The organism is Streptomyces sp. NPDC048481 (genome assembly GCF_043200075.1).
Lineage (GTDB): Bacteria > Actinomycetota > Actinomycetes > Streptomycetales > Streptomycetaceae > Streptomyces.
In genome coordinates this window covers 103213-120601 of sequence record NZ_JBICXC010000002.1, presented here as the reverse complement: position 1 = coordinate 120601, position 17389 = coordinate 103213, and the positions used below count along the sequence as shown (strand labels likewise).

The 17389-nt window shown below is 70.0% G+C and carries 13 protein-coding genes and 1 pseudogene; 7 read left to right on the top strand and 7 right to left on the bottom strand.

Annotation, left to right across the window (positions count from 1 at the left end; translation table 11 throughout):
• Nucleotides 1-3: 3 nt before the first annotated feature.
• On the bottom strand, nt 4-1407 hold the full coding sequence (locus ACGFSH_RS06805; RefSeq protein WP_393345695.1) for an acyltransferase: 1404 nt from the start codon (nt 1405-1407) through the stop codon (nt 4-6).
• A 257-nt stretch (nt 1408-1664) separates the two neighbouring features.
• Here ACGFSH_RS06805 and ACGFSH_RS06800 point away from each other — a divergent pair, with 257 nt between their 5' ends.
• Nucleotides 1665-2735: a substrate-binding domain-containing protein gene (locus tag ACGFSH_RS06800; protein WP_393346925.1), complete on the top strand. Its 1071-nt coding sequence runs from the start codon at nt 1665-1667 to the stop codon at nt 2733-2735.
• 180 nt (nt 2736-2915) lie between these two features.
• Here the strand turns inward: ACGFSH_RS06800 and ACGFSH_RS06795 are convergent, their stop codons facing one another.
• Nucleotides 2916-3203 carry a DUF4190 domain-containing protein gene (locus ACGFSH_RS06795; RefSeq protein WP_329413559.1) on the bottom strand — a complete coding sequence of 96 codons (288 nt, stop codon included), beginning with the start codon at nt 3201-3203 and terminating at the stop codon, nt 2916-2918.
• Nucleotides 3204-3519: 316 nt separating this feature from the next.
• Between ACGFSH_RS06795 and ACGFSH_RS06790 the strand changes: the two genes are divergently transcribed.
• Both ACGFSH_RS06790 and ACGFSH_RS06785 read left to right on the top strand, forming a co-directional pair.
• Nucleotides 3520-5739, top strand: coding sequence for a TerD family protein (locus tag ACGFSH_RS06790; protein ID WP_393345693.1), 2220 nt, complete (start codon nt 3520-3522; stop codon nt 5737-5739).
• Between the two features lie 107 nt (nt 5740-5846).
• A complete protein-coding gene (locus tag ACGFSH_RS06785; protein WP_393345691.1) occupies nt 5847-6407 on the top strand; it encodes a hypothetical protein in 561 nt (186 codons plus the stop codon).
• Nucleotides 6408-6486: 79 nt separating this feature from the next.
• Here the strand turns inward: ACGFSH_RS06785 and ACGFSH_RS06780 are convergent, their stop codons facing one another.
• The 3 genes from ACGFSH_RS06780 to ACGFSH_RS06770 form a co-directional block, all read right to left on the bottom strand.
• Nucleotides 6487-6711 carry a cold-shock protein gene (locus ACGFSH_RS06780; RefSeq protein ID WP_393345689.1) on the bottom strand — a complete coding sequence of 75 codons (225 nt, stop codon included), beginning with the start codon at nt 6709-6711 and terminating at the stop codon, nt 6487-6489.
• 41 nt (nt 6712-6752) lie between these two features.
• Nucleotides 6753-9035, bottom strand: coding sequence for an FG-GAP repeat domain-containing protein (locus tag ACGFSH_RS06775; RefSeq protein WP_393345687.1), 2283 nt, complete (start codon nt 9033-9035; stop codon nt 6753-6755).
• A 234-nt stretch (nt 9036-9269) separates the two neighbouring features.
• The gene (locus tag ACGFSH_RS06770; protein ID WP_393345685.1) at nt 9270-9524 is read right to left on the bottom strand and encodes a hypothetical protein; all 255 of its coding nucleotides are present in this window, start codon (nt 9522-9524) and stop codon (nt 9270-9272) included.
• A 212-nt stretch (nt 9525-9736) separates the two neighbouring features.
• On the opposite strand from ACGFSH_RS06770, the gene ACGFSH_RS06765 reads away from it, so the two are divergent.
• A complete protein-coding gene (locus ACGFSH_RS06765) occupies nt 9737-10267 on the top strand; it encodes a DUF3761 domain-containing protein (protein WP_393345683.1) in 531 nt (176 codons plus the stop codon).
• Nucleotides 10268-10327: 60 nt separating this feature from the next.
• Complete coding sequence (locus tag ACGFSH_RS06760; protein WP_393345681.1) at nt 10328-11206, top strand: nuclease-related domain-containing protein; 879 nt, start codon at nt 10328-10330, stop codon at nt 11204-11206.
• Between the two features lie 107 nt (nt 11207-11313).
• On the opposite strand, the gene ACGFSH_RS06755 is transcribed toward ACGFSH_RS06760, so the two are convergent.
• Nucleotides 11314-11901, bottom strand: a complete 588-nt coding sequence (locus tag ACGFSH_RS06755) for a hypothetical protein (RefSeq protein ID WP_393345679.1) — start codon at nt 11899-11901, stop codon at nt 11314-11316.
• A 549-nt stretch (nt 11902-12450) separates the two neighbouring features.
• Between ACGFSH_RS06755 and ACGFSH_RS06750 the strand changes: the two are divergent.
• Nucleotides 12451-12766, top strand: a pseudogene (locus tag ACGFSH_RS06750) (hypothetical protein); the annotation flags it as partial.
• Here ACGFSH_RS06750 and ACGFSH_RS06745 read toward each other — a convergent pair.
• Nucleotides 12739-15525 (bottom strand): protein kinase, encoded by a 2787-nt coding sequence (locus tag ACGFSH_RS06745; RefSeq protein ID WP_393345677.1) that lies wholly within the window; start codon nt 15523-15525, stop codon nt 12739-12741. The pseudogene ACGFSH_RS06750 and the gene ACGFSH_RS06745 sit on opposite strands and share 28 nt — an antisense overlap.
• A 467-nt stretch (nt 15526-15992) precedes the next feature.
• Between ACGFSH_RS06745 and ACGFSH_RS06740 the strand changes: the two genes are divergently transcribed.
• Complete coding sequence (locus ACGFSH_RS06740; protein WP_393345675.1) at nt 15993-17324, top strand: DNA-methyltransferase; 1332 nt, start codon at nt 15993-15995, stop codon at nt 17322-17324.
• Nucleotides 17325-17389: the final 65 nt, after the last annotated feature.

Genomic DNA, 17389 nt, shown 5'->3' with positions numbered 1-17389 from the left:
GACCTAGCTCGGTCCGGCCGCCCCGCCGCGCCCGTCGGGGCCGTCGGCCGCGGGGACCTCCGGGTGAGCCGCTGAGCCACCCGCCGGGTTACCGGTCGGGTGACCGGCCGGGTGACCGGCCGGGGGAGCCTTCGGGCGGTGAGGTGCGACGGCGGGGGAGACGGCGGTACCGCGCGTCAGGCACACGAGGACCGTGCCCGTGCCCAGCCCCACCGCGGGCCACACCGGGAACGCGCCCCCGTACGCGAACCCGTGCCCCGCGAAGTACGTCAGCGCGCAGACGCTCGTCCCGACCCCGCCCCACATCGCCCACGAGGCCGTTCCCCGCAGGCCCGCGACCGGCCGCACCCGCGCCTCCACGCCGGACAGCCCCCGCTCCAGCGGCCGCAGCGCCCGCATCACCGCCGCCAGGACGGCGCCCAGCACCAGCAGCCACGGCGCCCGCAGCGCCCACCACCCGGCGGAACCGTAGCCGGGCTCGGGAGCCAGGCCGGTGAGGTAGAAGGCGGCGGCGACGATCAGCACCGGCAGCATGTGCCACAGGTAGAGCGCCATGCTGCCCGCGCCCAGCACCCGCACCGCCCGTCGGACCCGTGCCCGTTCCAGCACCCGGCGCACCACCGGCGCCACGAGCAGGGCCACCCCGACCTGCGCGACGGCCCACGCCAGCATGGCGGGCGACGGCGGATCGGCATTGCTCAGCTCCTGCCCGGTCACCAGGATCAGACTGACGGGAAACGGTCCGGGCCCGACCAGTGCGACGAACGCCGCTCCACCGCCCGCCGCGAGCGCGACCGGCGCGGCCGTCCGTCCCTCCCCGCCCAGAAGACCGTCGCGCCAGCAGAAGCCGAGCTGGTAGACGACCCCCCACACGAGGACGTAGTTCAGCGCCCCGACGGCCTCCACGAGCCCGGGGCGCGGCGATCCGGCGGCCGCGACCGACGCGCCGATGCCGAGCGCGACCACGCCGGTCGCCAAGGGGGCCCGCACCCCCCACCGTTCATGGAGGGCGTACATCGCCGGTGTCAGGGCGCTGAGCAGCAGATACACCGGCAGGAACCAGAACTGCATGGCCATCGCCCAGCCCACCAGCGCCAGCGTCGCGGGGTCCCCGCCGAGCCCGGCGCTCGCCCCTGCCGCGAACAGCACGAGAGCGCTGTACGCGGCGGCGGGCAACAGCAGACGCACCGCCCGCTGTCCCACCCACCCCGCGACGGTCCCGCCGGCCGACCGGGCCCGCGCCCAGGAGCCGGCGGCGGCGTGTCCGCCGGCGAGGAAGAACAGCGGCATGATCTGGAAGCCCAGGGTGAGCCACTGCGTCCAGGGCACGGTCGCGAGCAGTTCCGGCGCGACGATCTCCCCGTCCGCACGCCGGACCAGTCCGGTGATCAGCCAGTGCCCGAGCACGACCAGCAGAATGGCCCAGGCACGCAGAGAATCGACGTACAGGTCCCGCCCCGGCCCACCATCCGGCCCCCGATTCCGACGCAGGCCCCGGTCGCGGCCCCGGTCACGCTCTCCCACCTGATCCCGGCCCCGGTCCCGGTCCTGATGTCTGTTCCGGTCTCGCATCCCGCCCTCGCCCCCGTCCCGCCGGCGACCGCGTGGTCGTTCCCCGTCACGGTCCCGGCTCGTACCCGCATGCTGCCGTCCCCTCGACCCGCCTGCGGCGAAGCGTCCTTGTCGCAACCGACCCGTGCCCGGCCCGACACCCCGCCCGGCCCGACGTCGCCAAACTGGCCGGCGTCTCCAAGCAGACGGTCTCCCGGGTGCTCCACGATCACCCGGCCGTCCGCGCCGAGACCCGGGAGGCGGTCCGCACGGCCATGCGCACGCTGGGCTACCGCCTCAGCAGCAGCGCACGCTCACTGGCCAGCGGCCGCACCCGCCTGCTCGGCGTGATCTCCTTCGACGCGGCCCGCTACGGGCCCGCCTCCACCCTGACCGCGATCAGCACGGCGGCGCAGGAGGCCGGCTACCTGGTCAGCTCGATCGCCCTGGACACGGCGGACCGGGACACGGTGGTACAGGCCGCGGACCGGCTGTCGGCGGAGGGCGCGGACGGCGTCATCGCCATCGCCCCGCAGGTCCGCGTGGCCCGGGCGCTCGCCGAGGCCCGTCCGGACACCCCGCTGGTCGTCATGGACAACGACCTGGGGGACGGCACCCCGACCGTCACCTCCGACGCCCGCGCCGGCGCCCGCAAGGCGACGCGGCACCTGCTCTCCCTCGGCCACCCGACGGTCCGGCACCTCGCCGGCCCGGCGGGCTGGTCGTCGGCGGACCGCAGGGCGCGGAGCTGGCACGACACCCTCAAGGCGGCCGGGGCGGAGATCCACGCGCCCCTCTTCGGCGACTGGAGCGCCGACTCGGGCTACGACCTGGGCCGCGCACTGGCCGAGGACCCCGCCGTCACCGCCGTCTTCGCGTCGAACGACCAGATGGCCCTGGGCCTGCTGCGCGCCCTCCACGAGGCAGGACGCCGGGTCCCCGAGGACGTCAGCGTCGTCGGCTACGACGACATCCCGGAGGCCGCCCACTTCCTGCCCCCGCTGACCACGGTCCGCACGGCCTTCACGGACATCGGCACCATCGCGCTGCGCACGCTCCTCGACCGCATGGACACCGCGCGGCACCCCGCCGCCCCCTCGCGGACCCCCGCCCCGGCCGGACCCGCCCTGACCCTGGTCCCCGTCGAACTGAAGATCCGCCGGAGCACCGCGGCCCGGACCTGAATCCGGCCGCCGGACACGGAAACGGCGGCGGAGCCGACCCCCGGCCGACCCCACCGCCGCACACCCGCCCAGGTGCCCGCACGCGCACCTGCCCATGAACACCCACCTGCCCATGAACACCCGCCTGCCCGCGTGCGCTCCCGCACGCCCCTGGAACCCACGGAGGCGTGAGGGGCGCCGTCAGCCGCCCACGTACCAGCTGAACCCGCCGTTGCTGGCGGCGACGGCGAGCAGCACGAGCCAGAGCACCACGTCGACGACGCCGAGAACGATGCCGGCCTTCGCCATCCCGGCCCCGTTCCGCACGGACGCCTGACGCCGGGCGACGGCGCCGAAGACGATCGCCAGCGGGCCCAGGACGATGTTCAGCAGGAACAGTCCGACGATGCCGCAGCAAAGGCTGGCGATCGCGAGGCCGTTGGTGCGTGATCCGGCGGACGCGGCGGAAGAGCTGCCGTAACTCGTCATTGCACACTCCCGGTTGTCGGTTGCACGGACCGAACGGGTCACGCGCTCCTTGCTTTCGGCTTGTGCGGACCGGGTGCCCCGTGAAGACGCCGTCATGTCGACGGGTCGTCAGATACGTGACGACGGAGGCCTGATGAGCCCGGTCCCCGGCCGTCGAACTCTTCCGGGACGGATGCGCCCCCGCCCCCGCCGCCAGGCACTACAGTCGTTCGCTGTGCCGTGCGTCACATGGGGGTGGCGCTCGGTGGGCGGCGGGCCGACGGCCCGGACGCCCGCAACGGCGGCGCCGGTGGCGTCGTGGGCTCTGGGGGGCTTCATGCACGAGATGGTCAAGGGTTCGAACGTGGCGCTCGCCGCGCTGAGCGACAACGCGGGTTCGCTGATCGCCGGGCTGAGCTGGGTCAGTCCGACCGGCGAGGGCGACGCCGACGTGTCGGTGCTCCTGCTGGACGCCGACGGCAAGGTCCGCAGCGACGCCGACTTCTGCTTCTACAACAACCCGGTCGCCGCCGACGGCAGCGTGCAACTGCTGGGCAAGACACCGACGGACAGCGGCGACGAGGACCGCATCGGCTTCGACCTGACCGCGGTCCCCGCCGCCGTCGACCGCATCGTCGTGGCGGCGAGCCGTTACGAGGGTGCCGGTTTCGGCGAGCTGGAGGACTTGAAGGTCACGCTGTCCGACGCGAGCGGCGAGAGCCTCGTCGTGTTCGCCGTCGAGGATCCCGGCACGGTCAGCGCGATCATCTTCGGCGAGCTGTACCGACGCGGCGACGAGTGGAAGTTCCGTGCCGTCGGACAGGGCTACGACACCGGACTGGTCGGTCTGGCGACGGACTTCGGCGTGGACATCGACGACGACGGGGGAGACGACCGGGCGCGGGCCGACGAGCCCGCCGGTGCAGCCGCCGGAAGCGGTGCGCAGGCCGTACAGACCGCACCGGCCGTACGGACCGCACAGCCCGCACCGGCCGTAGGGGCGCCGGCCGTCGAGCAGGACCCGCGGTTCACGCCCGGCGGCCTGGTGCCCGCTCCCCGCTCACCCGCGGCCGGGCCGGAAGCGGAACGGCCCGGGAACGCCGGGATCCCCGATCAGCCCGATCAGCCCGATCAGCCCGATCAGCCCGATCAGCCCGATCAGCCCGATCAGCCCGATCAGCCCGGACAGCCCGGACAAGCCGGGAGGCCCGGGAGGGCGGCGCGGCCGCGCACCGCGAAGAAGAAGGTCACCGTGCCCCGGGCGGCTAGGAAGTCCCTGGCCGACAACGACTCCTGGAAACAGGCCAGACTCTTCCCGGTGTCGGCGCTCAAGAGCGACCGGGACCGCGAGATGCGGGCCACCTCGGTACTCCTGTCGGTGATGGCGCAGGTGCCGGAGTTCGGCCGCAGGCTCACGGCCGCGTTCGGAGCGCCGGCGGGCCGTATGGAGACGTTCACGGAGGTCTCCCTCCCGCACGGTGACACCCCGCGACGCCCCGACGGGATCATCCGCGTCGAACGCGCCGGGAAACTCTGGACCGCGCTCGTCGAGACCAAGACCAACGGCAACGGCCTCAAGCCCGAACAGGTGCAGGCGTACGCGGACATCGCCGCACGCCGCGGCTACGAGGCCGTGATCACGCTGTCCAACGACGTCGCGCTGGAGGGCAGCCCGCTCGTCGACGTCAAGACCGACGGCCGGCGCAAGCACAAGGTCGCCCTGCGCCACCTGTCCTGGGCCGAGGTCGCCCACGTGGCGCAGATGCTCATCCGGCACGAGGGCGTCGGGGACCGGACCCACGCGTGGCTGCTCCAGGAGCTCCTGCACTACCTGCGGCACGAGAACTCCGGCTGCCACGGCTTCCAGAACATGGGGGCGGCCTGGGTGCCCGTCCGCAACGGGATCGATGACGAGACCCTGTGCCAGGGCGACCCGCGCGCCCTGGAGGTCGTCGAGAGCTGGGAACGGCTCATCCGGCAGATCTGCCTCAGCCTCGGCGGCGAACTCGGACAGAAGGTACTGCCCGTCCAGCGGGCCAGACGCGGAGCCGATCCGCGCACCCGCCGGGCCCGCCTGGCAGACCAGCTCTGCCTCGACGGGCGACTCCAGGCCGAACTCCGGATCGAGGGCGCACCCGGAATCCTGGGGGTCACCGCCGACCTGCGCACCGGCAGGCTGCGCACCTCCGTCGAGATCCCCGCCCCCGAGCAGGGCTACCCGTTGACCTGGGCCAAACGCCTCGTCCGTCACTTGGCGGAGGCGCCCGCGGACCTGCACGTCGAAACCCTCGTCGAAGGAGAGACCGGCGGGCCGAGGGGAACGCTGGAACGACTTCGCCCCGAACCCGCGGACATGCTCCCCAAGCAGTCCGACACCCGCATCACCGGCTTCCGCCTGTCCCTGTTCAAGAGCATGGGAAGCAGCCGCGGCAACGCCGAATCCGGCTTCATCCGCAGCGTCGACGACGCGGTGCACCGCTTCCACGGCACCGTCGTCGTCCACCTGGATCGTCTGACGCCTCGTCAGACGCCGGCGGAGGACCGCGTCACGGCATGACGGCGACCCGTTCCGGCCTGCTGCGCACGGCAGTTCGGCGTCCTGCGTACGGCGATCGGACGTCCGGCATAGCCTGCGCATGAAGGGGCGGGCGCGAGGCGTGCGACATGAGGGGGAAGCGGCCGTTGTGGGAACAGGTCCCGGCGTTGCTGGGCGTGGTGGTCGGAGCGGCGAGTTCGTACGTGGCGACGAACATCGTGGAACGGAACCGGTGGCGACGCGGCCGGGCCGAACGCTGGGACGCGAAACGGCTGGAGGCCTACGCCTCCTACGCCAACATCCTGAAGCAGCAGCTGAGCCTCGCGCAGCGCATGGGCGCGGCGAGGGGCTTTCCGCACGCGGCGGACCCGCTGGACCTCGACGCGGGCCTGGCGCAGCTCGCGGAGAACGAGGTGCGGCGGGCGGCCGACTGGGAGTCCGTGCTGCTGATCGGGGACGCGGAGACGATAGGCGCGGCGCGCAAGTGGCACGAGGCGGTGTGGAACGTCGAGCTGTACGCGCGCGGTCTCAAGGACGACCCCGCGGGCTGGACCAGGGCCGTACAGCAGGTGAGCCGGGCGCGGGACGCCTTCTACGCCCTGGCCCGACGCGACCTGGACATCGCCGGCCCGCCCCCGCCGTCGGGCAACTGGCCCCGCGCCTGGCAGCAGGAGGACGGGCCCGCCTGACGGGCAACGCCCGCCCCCGCCGCCGCCCCTGAGCCCCGGGGCTCAGGAACTCAAGGGCTCAGGGGCTCAGGGGGGAACGTCAGGCGGGCCGGGGCGCGATGGCCAGGGCGCGGTAGTCGAACCCGTCCTGCCGGAAGCCGGGAGCCTCCCAGGTGAGATCCACCCGCTGCCCCGGCGACAGCGTGCGGAACCCGTCCATCCGGATGTGGGAGTAGTGGCCCCAGCACCCGCCGGGGGTCTCGGGGGAGTCGAGCACGCCCCACCCGTCGTCCTCGTGCCACTCACGGACCGTCGCAGTCACCATGCCCCCGACGTTACGGCCCTCGACGACGCGCCTGTACGACGTCATACGACGTCGTTGAACCTGCCGCCCTCGCCCGTGTAGAGGTCGGTCGTCATCCGGCTGAAGGGGGCGGTCGCCGAGCCGGTCGAGCGGTACACCCAGGTGCCGTTCGGGCCGTGGGCGATCAGGTCGGGGCGTCCGTCGGCGGTGACGTCGCCGGCGCCGACGATGTGCGAGAAGGCGTTCCAGCCCGTGCCGACCCGGACGCGGGCGCTGAACTTGCCCGCCCCGGTGCCCTGGTACAGCCACAGGACGCCCGAGGCGTCACGGGCGACCAGGTCGCCGGCCGTGCTGCCCGCGACGTCGCCGACGGCGGTGATCCGGTTGTAGATCTGCCACCCGCCGCCGACCCGCACGCGGGGCGCGAAGGGGGCGGACGAGCTGCCGGTGCCCTTGTAGAGCCACAGGACGCCGGCGGCGTCGGCGGCCACGAGGTCGGACCGGCCGTCCCCGGTGAGGTCGCCGCCGCCGGTGATCTTCTGGTAGATCTGCCAGCCGCCGCCGACCCTGACACGGGCCGCGAAGGCGCCGTCGCCCCTGCCCTGGTACATCCACAGGGCGCCGGAGGCGTCACGGGCGACGACGTCGCCGGTCGGGGTGCCCGCGATGTTCCCCACGGCCTCGATCTGGTTGTAGCCCTGCCAGCCGGTGCCGACCCGCGTCCTCTTGGCCGTGGTCACCTTGCCGCCGCCGTCCGACGGCCAGTCGAAGAGGTCGTCGCGCCACAGCACGCCCGAGGAGTCCCGTGCCAGGACGTCCGTGGAGCCGTTGTCGCCGAAGTCGTGCGGGTTGGCCTGACGGGAGACGCGCAGGCTCCCCTGAGCGGTCGCCGGGGCGCCGACGCCGTCGGCCGGGGTGGCGGTGACCTGCCAGGTGTAGGCGCCGTTCGGGGCGCTGACGCCGTCCAGTACGCCGTTCCAGGCGAAGGCGAACCGGCTGCCGGAGACCGGCCCGGTCAGGTGCTCGGTGCGCTTTCTGCCGGTGGCCGTGTGCGTGAGCGTGAGGTCCACGGACGCGTTGGCGCGCGACAGGGTCCACTCCATCGCGACCGCCGCGCCCGGCTTCTCCAGGCTCACCGCGGCGGGGACCTTCGTCTCCGTCACCTTGACGGGCGCGAGCCGCCCGGTGTCCTCGACGAGCGTGGCGGCCGGAAGACCGCCGGTCGCCTCCCGGATCCGGAACAGCCCGTCCGCGTCGGCCGTGGCCCCGCGCACGAGCAGCCCGCCGTCCGGGGCGTGGGCCGCGCTGGAGAAGTGCTCCAGAAGCCTGTAGGGCGCGGCGGCGGGGTCGGTGACGCTCCGCGCGTACAGCGGACCCGACGTCGCGGCGTCGGAGGCACGGCCCGGCACCCCGTACAGCAGGGTGTCCTTGATGAGGCCGACGACGACGGCGCCGCTCATGGAGCTGTCCATGGCGAACCGCCGGTGGACGAACGTCCCGTCCACGACGAGTTCGGCGACGCCGCCCCGGTACTCGACCCACGACTCGTAGTCGGCGGTGCGGGCGCCCGTCGCGGCCTGGGTCCACGGACCGATGTTCATCCTGCTGCCCGACTCGACCGGCGCGTCACCGCCGACGGGAGTGCGCGTCTTCCAGTACTCGGTGCGGAAGGTCGACGAGCTGGGGAAGACCCGGTTGCTGCTCAGCACGATCATCGTGTCGCCCGTGGACGCCACGACCTTGAAGTCCATGCTGTAGGGGTTGGACGACCGCTTCGTCTTCGTGACGACGCCGTCGGCCCGGCCGAGCTGCCACAGCTCCTGATAGCCCCCGCCGGCCGCGGGAACCTTCACGAACAGATCGTCGCCGACCACGCCGACGAGCTTCGCCCCGGGCCCGAACTCGGCCGCGAGATCGTAGGAAGCGGACCAGGCGGCGCCCTCCGGTACGTCCCGCATGTCCCGCAGGAACACGGTGCTGCCGCCGTCGCCGGTCACGACGAAGTCGGAGTCGCTGTCGTACCCCACGACGCCCTCGCCGACGGACGTCACCGAGCCGTCGGCGTACCTGTGCCACTCCAGAAGCGTGCTCCCGCTCCCGGAATCGTCGGCCCGGGACGTGAGATACCCGCTGTCCCCGCTGCTGACGACCTCGGCACCGACAGCCAGACCAGCCACCCGGCCGGTGGTGCCGGCAGTGGCGGAGGCGGCGGAGACCGCAGGGACGGCGAAGGCGGCGGCCGGGGCGAGGGCCCCGGCCCCCACCGTCACGGAGAGAACGGTGAACGCGGCGACGACGGAGCCGACGGAGCCGAAACGCCGTCGGGCGAAGCATGGGGAAGCCAACGAAATCCTTCCAGATGAATGAGACGCACCGGACGCAGTGGACGCACCGGACGCACTGGACGCACCAAAACCGAACCAGGCGCCACAGACGCGACAGACGCCACAGACGGCACAGAAGCCACAGATGACGGGAGGCACACGCACACACATGCGTGTGCCTCCCGATCAGACCTGCGAACAGGGAAGGAGGTTGTACGGATCGCCGCTCAGGGGACGTTGACGCTCCCGCCCCACTCAGGGCAGGTCGTCACACAGGGCGTGCACCAGCTCCTCGAGGCTGCCGACCTCCTCTTCGGCCGTCTCCAGGACTCTGCGGGTGAGTGCCGCCATCCGCTCCTGGGCCTCGATCGCCGCGGTGTCCGGATGCGCCTGCGCCCTCATGTGGGCGAGCTTCGCCTCGTCCTCCGTCAACTCCCTGAGAAGCCCCTGCCGTCGCTGCTTGGCCCGCTCCAGCTTGGCCCTGGCCGCCTTGCACTGTTCCGGAGGCATCACGACTCCCATCCGTGAGACGTCACTTCAGCCTCCCGGACCACCGGCGGCCCCGCACGCCGACCCGGCCCGAGCGGGCGGAAGGCGCGCAAGACGCAAGGTCGCCCGAGGAGACACGAGGTCACAACTGAGTCACTCTCTTCACGAATCCCTCACATGCCACCTGCCGCCGAAGGTAGTTTCACCCCTCACGTACTTCAACAGGGGGCCCCGTGAGCTACTACCAGCCTCAACCGCCGCCGTTCCAGCCACCGCCGGGACCGCCGCCCGTCCGCCCCGCCCCCAAATGGGCCCGCAAGCGCTTCGTCCTCCCCGCCCTGGGCCTCGCGTTCATCATCGGCCTGGCAGGCGCGAGCGGCGACGACCAGAACCCGAACGTGACGAAGACGGCCGCCAACGACAGGGCGCGCCCGACGGTCACGACCACGGCGACGGCAACGGTCACCGCGACCGCGACCGCAACGGCGACGGAGACCGCCGAACCGAAGCCGGCACCGACCGTGACCGAAACGGTGAAGGTCAAGGTGACCGTCACCGCGCACGCCGCAGGGGCGGGCACGGGCTCGGGCGGCGGCTCGTCATCCGGCGGCTCGTCGTCCGGCGGCGGCTCCGGTTCGTCGGGCGGCTCCAGCTCCGACGGCAACGGCGCCACGGCCCTCTGCAGGGACGGCACTTACTCCTACGCCGCCCACCACCAGGGAGCCTGCTCCCACCACGGCGGCGTGTCCGTCTTCTACCGGTAGGAAAAGCACGCCAGGTGCGGGCCGCACGCTTCGAGCCGAGAGCGGACGAGGGGGGCACTCGTGGAGCTGAAGGTCACGCGCTGGAAGCGGTACGGACATGATCGCCTGTACGCGAACCTGCCTGAAGGCACGGCGGTCGGTTGGGCGGATGTGAAGACGGGGGACATCACGGTCCTGGTCGCCGAGTATCGCGACGACGTGATCGCCGTGCTGACTGATCACTTACGGAACAACTCCGAACCGGTCGCGCCGCAGAGGACGCCCAGGACGCCCAAGGCCGAAGGGCCCCCGCTGCTGCCGCCTCTGACGGCGGCCGACGACCTGTCCGCCAACCGTCCCGGTGAGTCTCTGCTCGACAAATCGGGGCCAGGCCTGATCAAGCGAGTCGTCGCACAGCTCCTGCGGCGCCCCGCCGAGTGGGACTCCTGGCGGAAGGGCCTGGCGGGGGAGCAGCGGGTGGGAGCCGAACTGAACCGCTTGGAGCGGCACGGCTGGCGCGTCCTGCATTCCATCCTCGTGGCCGACAAGGTCGACGTGGACCATTTGCTGATCGGGCCCGGTGGCGTGTTCAGCATCAACACGAAACACCATCACAAAAGGGCTGTGTGGGTAGGCGACGACTCCGTGAAGGTGGATCACGGAAAGCCGGCGCCCTATGCGCGTAAGAGCAGGGCTGAGGCCAAGCGGGTAGCCCGAGTGCTTGAGCGATACTGCGGTTTTCCCGTACCAGTGGAGCCGGTGCTCGTTTTCGTGGGCGTGACTGATTTGAAGGTGGTTGCCACGCAGCTCAGCGTGCGCGTGTACCGGGAGCGTGAGGTGGCAGCATTAGCGCCGCTCTCAGGGGTGCTGACAGTCGAGCAGGTCGAGCAGGTCGAGCAGGTGTACGGCGTGGCACGCCATCGCCAGGCTTGGAGCCAGGTCCCGCCGGCGGCGACATGACCATGGTCGTGTTTGAGGGCTGTGGCGGGATGCCCAGGGGCCTCGTCGTTTCCTTAACCCGTCAAGCAGGCCGGGTCGCCCGGGTCTGTTCGGAGGAGAGCAGGCGTTCAAGGTTTCTCCGCTCGCCAATCGAGCGCGGCGAGTATCCGTGTGCAGGTGCGTTCGAAGTCGGGCTCGACCTCGACACCGAGGTCATGGCGCAGAGTGACCCGCAGCAGATATACCCCGTCGGACATTGGACCGCTGAACCAAGCTTTGGCACGGCTGTACGCCTCGGCCGGGTCAGGACTGTTCGGCAGCTGCTTGACCACGGAATACCCGACTCCGAGCGCCCTGTTGAGGATCGAAACAATCTCGTGGACATACTTTGGCAGCGCCATCTGTGCCGAAGAGTATTGCTCCAACCAAGCGTCCCTGGCGGTGTCAAGGACTGCCGGCTCGACGGTTTCACCACGCTCGGCAGCTCGGACGGAGTCTCGGGCAGCAACCCGGTAAGCGCGAGCCGTGGTATTCAAACGGGCATAGAGATCCCGCCTGGCTTCCTGCGCGCGGTCGTGGCGGTCCTCTGCCCGTTCACGATCGGCGCGCTGGTTCTGCTCCCGGGTGACGCGCTGGCTGAGCAGGGCTCCGCCCAGAGTTCCGCCGAGCGTTCCTCCGACACCGATGAGCGCAACTGCAAGAGTGGTCACGTCCACGAGATCCCCCACCTCGTCCGATCATTTGCCCGCCGGCGGCGGTCGTCAGTCTTCCCACCCTCGACGCCGTCCACTACCGGGACGACGATAGCGAGCGGCGCGGCTGCTCGACTTCGATGCGCTGCGCCACCTGCGGGAATGCCTCAAGATTCCGTCCACGCCTCGTCCACAGACGCCGACATACGGCCGCTCCGGGCTGCATCTGCCTGCACATACGCGAAGACCCCGGCCTCAGCGTTTCCGCTGGTGACGGGGTCTTGGGCACACTTGCACAGTGTGCCCCCGGCAGGATTCGAACCTGCGCACACGGCTCCGGAGGCCGCTTAGCTACCAGGCAATCTCGCTGGTCAGGGCCCCCTACATGCTCAATCGACTGAGATAAGTCCACAGATGGTCCGCGGAGTCTAGCCGCCACTTCGGGGATCCCATGACAGCCTTACGGGCTTCCGAAGGAAGCTGGGACGCCACGCCTGGATGCCAGTGGCTTCATCTCCCGCCCCTGCTATGCGCCATCTCACGGGACCTGCTCGCAGGGCGGGTCCTCACTACCCGGTGCGCGGCCGGGTGGGCCAGCCCCGCCACAAGCCGGAGTCGCTGTTCGCCGACCGCGGATACGACCACGATGCCTACCGCGGCCAGGTCTGCGACTGAGGCATCGTGCCAGGGATCACCCGGGCTGGGCACCTACCGATGGATGATCGAGCGCGGTTTCGCCTTGTGCGACTTCCGTTGCCTGCCTATCCGCTGGAGACGACGGGCCTACATCCAAGCAGCACTCCGCGAACTCGCCTGCTGCTTGATCACCCATTTAGCAACAACTCATTGCGGCAGTAGAACTCAGCCGAGCTCGGTGACAGCCGCGTGAATCGCGCTGCGCAACGTCACGTCAACGCCCCGCTCGTTTCTGAGCTCCTGAAAATGACAAGCGCTGTGAGGATGCTGGCGGAGGACTGAGGCAACGATGGTTGCGGCCTGCCCGTCCAGGGAGCGTAGCCAGCGCCTGATCGAGTCCTGCGGTTTCCACTGGTCGAACGCGCCATCCCAGGCGCACATGCTGTCCGTCGCGGCATCTAGGAGCTCCCACTGCCTTTCACGGCTGGCGAGGAAGGCGATGCTCTGCAGCCACCAGATGGCCTGGTCGGCTTCACCGAAACGCGGCCACTGCCCCTGCTCGTCGCCCGCGACATGGGCGGCTAGGGCCTTGACCACCGCGACGGCGCGGGGAACGTCGGACAGCAGTGCAACGTCAGCGAACTTCACGTCGAGCGCGGTGACCGCCTCCAGGTAAAGCTCGTAATCGCCGGGCCGGTCGGCTGCCAGAGCGATCAGGTCGTCGGCCGCCGCACCATCTCCTCCGCCCGCTGTTTCCAGCAGTTGTCGGCCTCGGAGGATCGGCAAGCCAGGAGCGGGAGCCGTCTCCTTCTCGACAAGGTCGAGGAAGGCTGTGATGTTCTGCGGCCGCTGCTCGGGGTCGCGGTGCGCTGCCCGGCGCACGACCCCGTACCAGGGGCCCGGCGCTGGCAGCAGGGGGACGTTGGGCTGGGGCCAGGTGCCGGTCAGGACCCACCCAATGACCTGCCCGAGGCTGTAGATGTCGCTGGCGAAGGTGGCCTCGTGCGCGCTGCTGAACAGCTCGGGGGCGGCGAACCCCTCGGTTCCGATCGCTCCGTTGGTGAGGACGCCGAGGTCGCTGGTCTGGCCACGCGGGCGACGCACGATGCCCCAGTCGGCCAGCACCCATCGGTCCTCCAGGTACAGGATGTTGGATGGCTTGATGTCCCGGTGCAGCCACCCGTGCTCGTGCGCTGCGGCGAGCGCCGAGGCGACGGCGTCCACCAGGCCCCGTAGCTTGCCCGGCGCCAGGAGCTCCGAGCGCAGGTCCTCGGCGGTGGCCCGGGCCATCGGCATCACGAACCAGGAGTGGTCCGGGCTGAAGTCGAGCACTGGCATCACGTGGGGGTGACCGCCTAACCGCTGCCCAAGTTCGATCTCCCGGGCCATGCGCCGGCGCTCCCGTGACCCCTTACTCAGCCGGCGCTTGAACGCCACGCTCACGCGCGATGCCTTGTGTATTGCTTCGAAAACCTCGGCCTGCCCGCCCTCCGCCAGCGGCAGCCGGGCGAGCCGGTAGTCCTTCCTCTCCCCACGGGCGGAGCCGCTCACCAGTCCGTACTCCTGCATCCGTGCCCCATCTTCGGAGGGGTCCCCCTGGCCGAACTCTTCGGCTGGCCGGTGCTCGGCGAGCTTGACCACGACAGGACGCACCTGGGACGGGTCGTGGTCCGGCAGGGAAGCGAGCAGGTAGACAGGCCCATTGGCTCTCTCGGCTTGGGCGAGGCCGAAGACCTGGGCGAGCCGGAGATCGGCCACCGTCTCAGCAGAGCGCTCTGCCACGAGGGTGCGGTGCAGTAGGACGTGGTTGCCGGACCCGTCGGGTGAGGCGCTGAGCACGCCGCCGTGCCCGTCGGCCAGCAGGTGCGCAGGGTAGTGGCCGGCCGTCGGGATCCAGTCCTCACGCCGACCGGCGTCTGTGCTGCGCCCTAGGTCCACTATGGCGCTACTCCCGCCCGCGGCCAGGAAGAAGCGGCGTCCATCCAGCCAGACGGCCGAGCGGACCGCTGCCTCGAAGGCGATGGGGTAGCGCAGCTGGTCGCCGAGCTCGCTGCCGACGCGGGTCAGAGCGAGCGTTCCATCGCCGGTGCTGAAGGTGACGCCGGAACCGGAGAGCACCCACGGCTCCCCACCGGGTCCCGTCAGCAGTTGGGCTCCCTCTTCGAAGGCGCCGGCCAGGACGGTCAGGGCGCCGTCGTGCCAGCGGACCAGCGCCGGCCCACACATCACCAGCAGCTCACCATCGGGCTGAAGAACCGGGCTTCCGTGGCATCCGGACAGCTTCAGGCGCCAGCGCGCAGCGCCGCGCCCGCCAATTTCCGACACGCCGTGCGCGCCTGTGATCAGAAGGCTGCTCCCGCCAGGCCACGAAAGAGTTGCAAGGCCCGAAGGAGGATCCGCCACAGTCGGGCCCATGAAAAGCAGCTCAGCGGTCAGAGGTGCCTGGGTCTGCACCTCAACCTGAACCATCGGGCGCAGACGCGCCGCAGGCGTCATCGTCCATACGTGGTCCGGAGGGCGGGAGGCGGTGAGTAGCTCCGCGAGCGGGACGTGGGTCTGACGCTGCCGGAAGGTGTCGCGGATCAGCTCTGGAAGGGACCGTAGGCCGGCTACGGCCGCGTCCAGATGAGTTCGGTCCAGCACCACGCCGAAGGCCCGCACGGCGTCCTCGACCCGGTCCAAATCGTCGTCTTCGGGCGTGACCGTGACCGTCCACCACAGCAGAGCCCATCGCTCGGACTCCAGCCCCGATCGGCGTGCGGCGAGCACTGCCCGGCCCATGGCATCGGTCGGGCCGATGGCCAGACTGAGGAGGTAGTCCCGCCCTTCATACTCGAAGCCAAGCCCGGGCAGTCCCTCAAGGTCAAGGCGCTGCACGGCGCCATCGTCGGTGACTTGGTTCAGGAGAGCGGCCACCAGTTCGGCGAGCGTCTCGTATCTCTCCGCATCGGTCGCGGTGTCGTCCTTAGCCCACTGGCCATAGTCGGCCAGCAGCGCCCGTGCCCCATCCACTCTGTTCGTGTTCTCCTGCGTCGCTAGGACCGGCCCCTGAAGCGCGGCCAGCCTGAGCGCATTGTGTCCCATCGAGTCCGCGCGGCGCCGAAGTTTGTTGGCCTTGGTCCGTCGTGCTGGCCGCGATAGATGCGCACCTGATGAAGGTGGCGGTCGTAAGTGCTGTCGGCGCCGAGGTGCTGGGTGAGGGCCAGCACCCTCTGTGCTGCACTGTGTCGAAACTTGCTTCGCAGTGCCGTTTCCGTGGCCTGTCAGGGGGCGATGATCATGGGGCAATTAGAGAAGCCCTGCCTCTGCCCACCTGGGCGTTGTGTATTGTCAGCTAGTTGCCGAGCGGAACCTCGGCTGCGGTGTGGCCACGGGGGGGGCACACTCAGGCTGGGACCTACTGGCCTGGGGCCGCAGGCGCATGCTATCTCCGCTCGCGGGACGCACGTTGGACAGGGACACCCGAGGCAAGGAATGCGTTGACCAGCTTCACGGACGACCAGAAGGTCTACACGACACCCCACGGTACCCAGTTTCACGGGGACTCCTTGAGGCTGCTCCAGGACCTCGACGACGAGAGTGTGGACTTGATCGTCACGAGCCCGCCCTTCGCCCTGCAGCGGAAGAAGGCATACGGCAATGAAGATCAGGAGGCGTATGTCGACTGGCTCGCTCAATTCGGTGAGGCCGCAAAGCGCGTCTTGAAGTCAACCGGGAGCCTCGTCGTTGACATTGGCAACGCTTACCGCAAGGGCAGTCCGACTCGATCACTCTACCCATACCGTGTCTTGCTGAAGTTCGTCGACGAGTTGGAGTACCACCTCGCGGAGGAGTTCTTCTGGTACAACCCGGCGAAGCTCCCCAGTCCGCTCGAGTGGGTGAATAAGCGCCGGATTCGGGTTAAGGATGCCGTAAACACGGTCTGGTGGTTCTCGAAGACTGAGTGGCCGCAGGCTGACGTCAATCAGGTGCTGCTGCCGTACTCGAAGAATATGGAGCGTCTCCTCAAGGACCCGGAAAGATACTACAAGGCAACCCTTCGCCCCAGCGAGCACTCGATTTCTAGGCACTTCGGCAACGATAACGGTGGTTCCATCCCACCGAACCTGTTGCAGGTCTCCAACACGGAGTCGAACTCGAATTACCTACGACTATGCCGCGCACTTGACATAAAATCGCACCCGGCCCGATTTCCGAGCGAGCTTCCGCGATTCTTCATCGAGTTCCTGACCAAGCCCGGTGACGTCGTCGTCGACATTTTCTCGGGCTCGAACACCACGGGGATGGTCGCGGAACAACTTGGCCGCAAGTGGTGCTCGTTCGAACTCAGCCGAGATTACGCAGCACTCTCCATCATGCGGTTTCTGCCGGGGATGAACCCGCAGGATGCCCAGGTCCTCTATGAGAAAGCACGGACAGGGACGGTGTCTTTGCCGGAGGATGGCCAGCCGCTCGTCACCACTGCCGCGCGGTCTGCCGTCGCAGAGGTGTCACTTTCCGTAGAGTCTGCGGAAGCGGCTCTGGAGGCTGCCGAGGCAGAGTTGCTGCGTGCGGGCGAGAACCTCGCGGAAGCTAAGTTCGCAGCCGAGTGGAATCCTGATGCAACCCTCGATGCGAACGCCGAGAAAGCTGTGGCTGCTGCCGTGGAGCGCGCAAAGGCGCGGGCTGACGATGCTGCCGCAGCGCGCCGTGACGCGAAGCGTCAGCTTAACAACGCGCGGAAGCTCGCGGATCAAGCACACGCCGCACGCACAGAGTTCGAGGCGTTCTACAAGACGAAGCTCGCGGCAGAAGACGCCACGGCGGAGTAGGCCGTGACAGTGCACGCTGGGGATGACTTCACCCTGTTTCCGGAGTCGTTGGGCACACTGGCACC

Bases quoted from the DNA above. Each gene is read 5' to 3' on its own strand.
- ACGFSH_RS06795 (WP_329413559.1), bottom strand. From the start codon at position 3,203: ATGACGAGTTACGGCAGCTCTTCCGCCGCGTCCGCCGGATCACGCACC.
- ACGFSH_RS06790 (WP_393345693.1), top strand. From the start codon at position 3,520: ATGCACGAGATGGTCAAGGGTTCGAACGTGGCGCTCGCCGCGCTGAGC.
- ACGFSH_RS06785 (WP_393345691.1), top strand. From the start codon at position 5,847: ATGAGGGGGAAGCGGCCGTTGTGGGAACAGGTCCCGGCGTTGCTGGGC.
- ACGFSH_RS06780 (WP_393345689.1), bottom strand. From the start codon at position 6,711: ATGGTGACTGCGACGGTCCGTGAGTGGCACGAGGACGACGGGTGGGGC.
- ACGFSH_RS06770 (WP_393345685.1), bottom strand. From the start codon at position 9,524: ATGCCTCCGGAACAGTGCAAGGCGGCCAGGGCCAAGCTGGAGCGGGCC.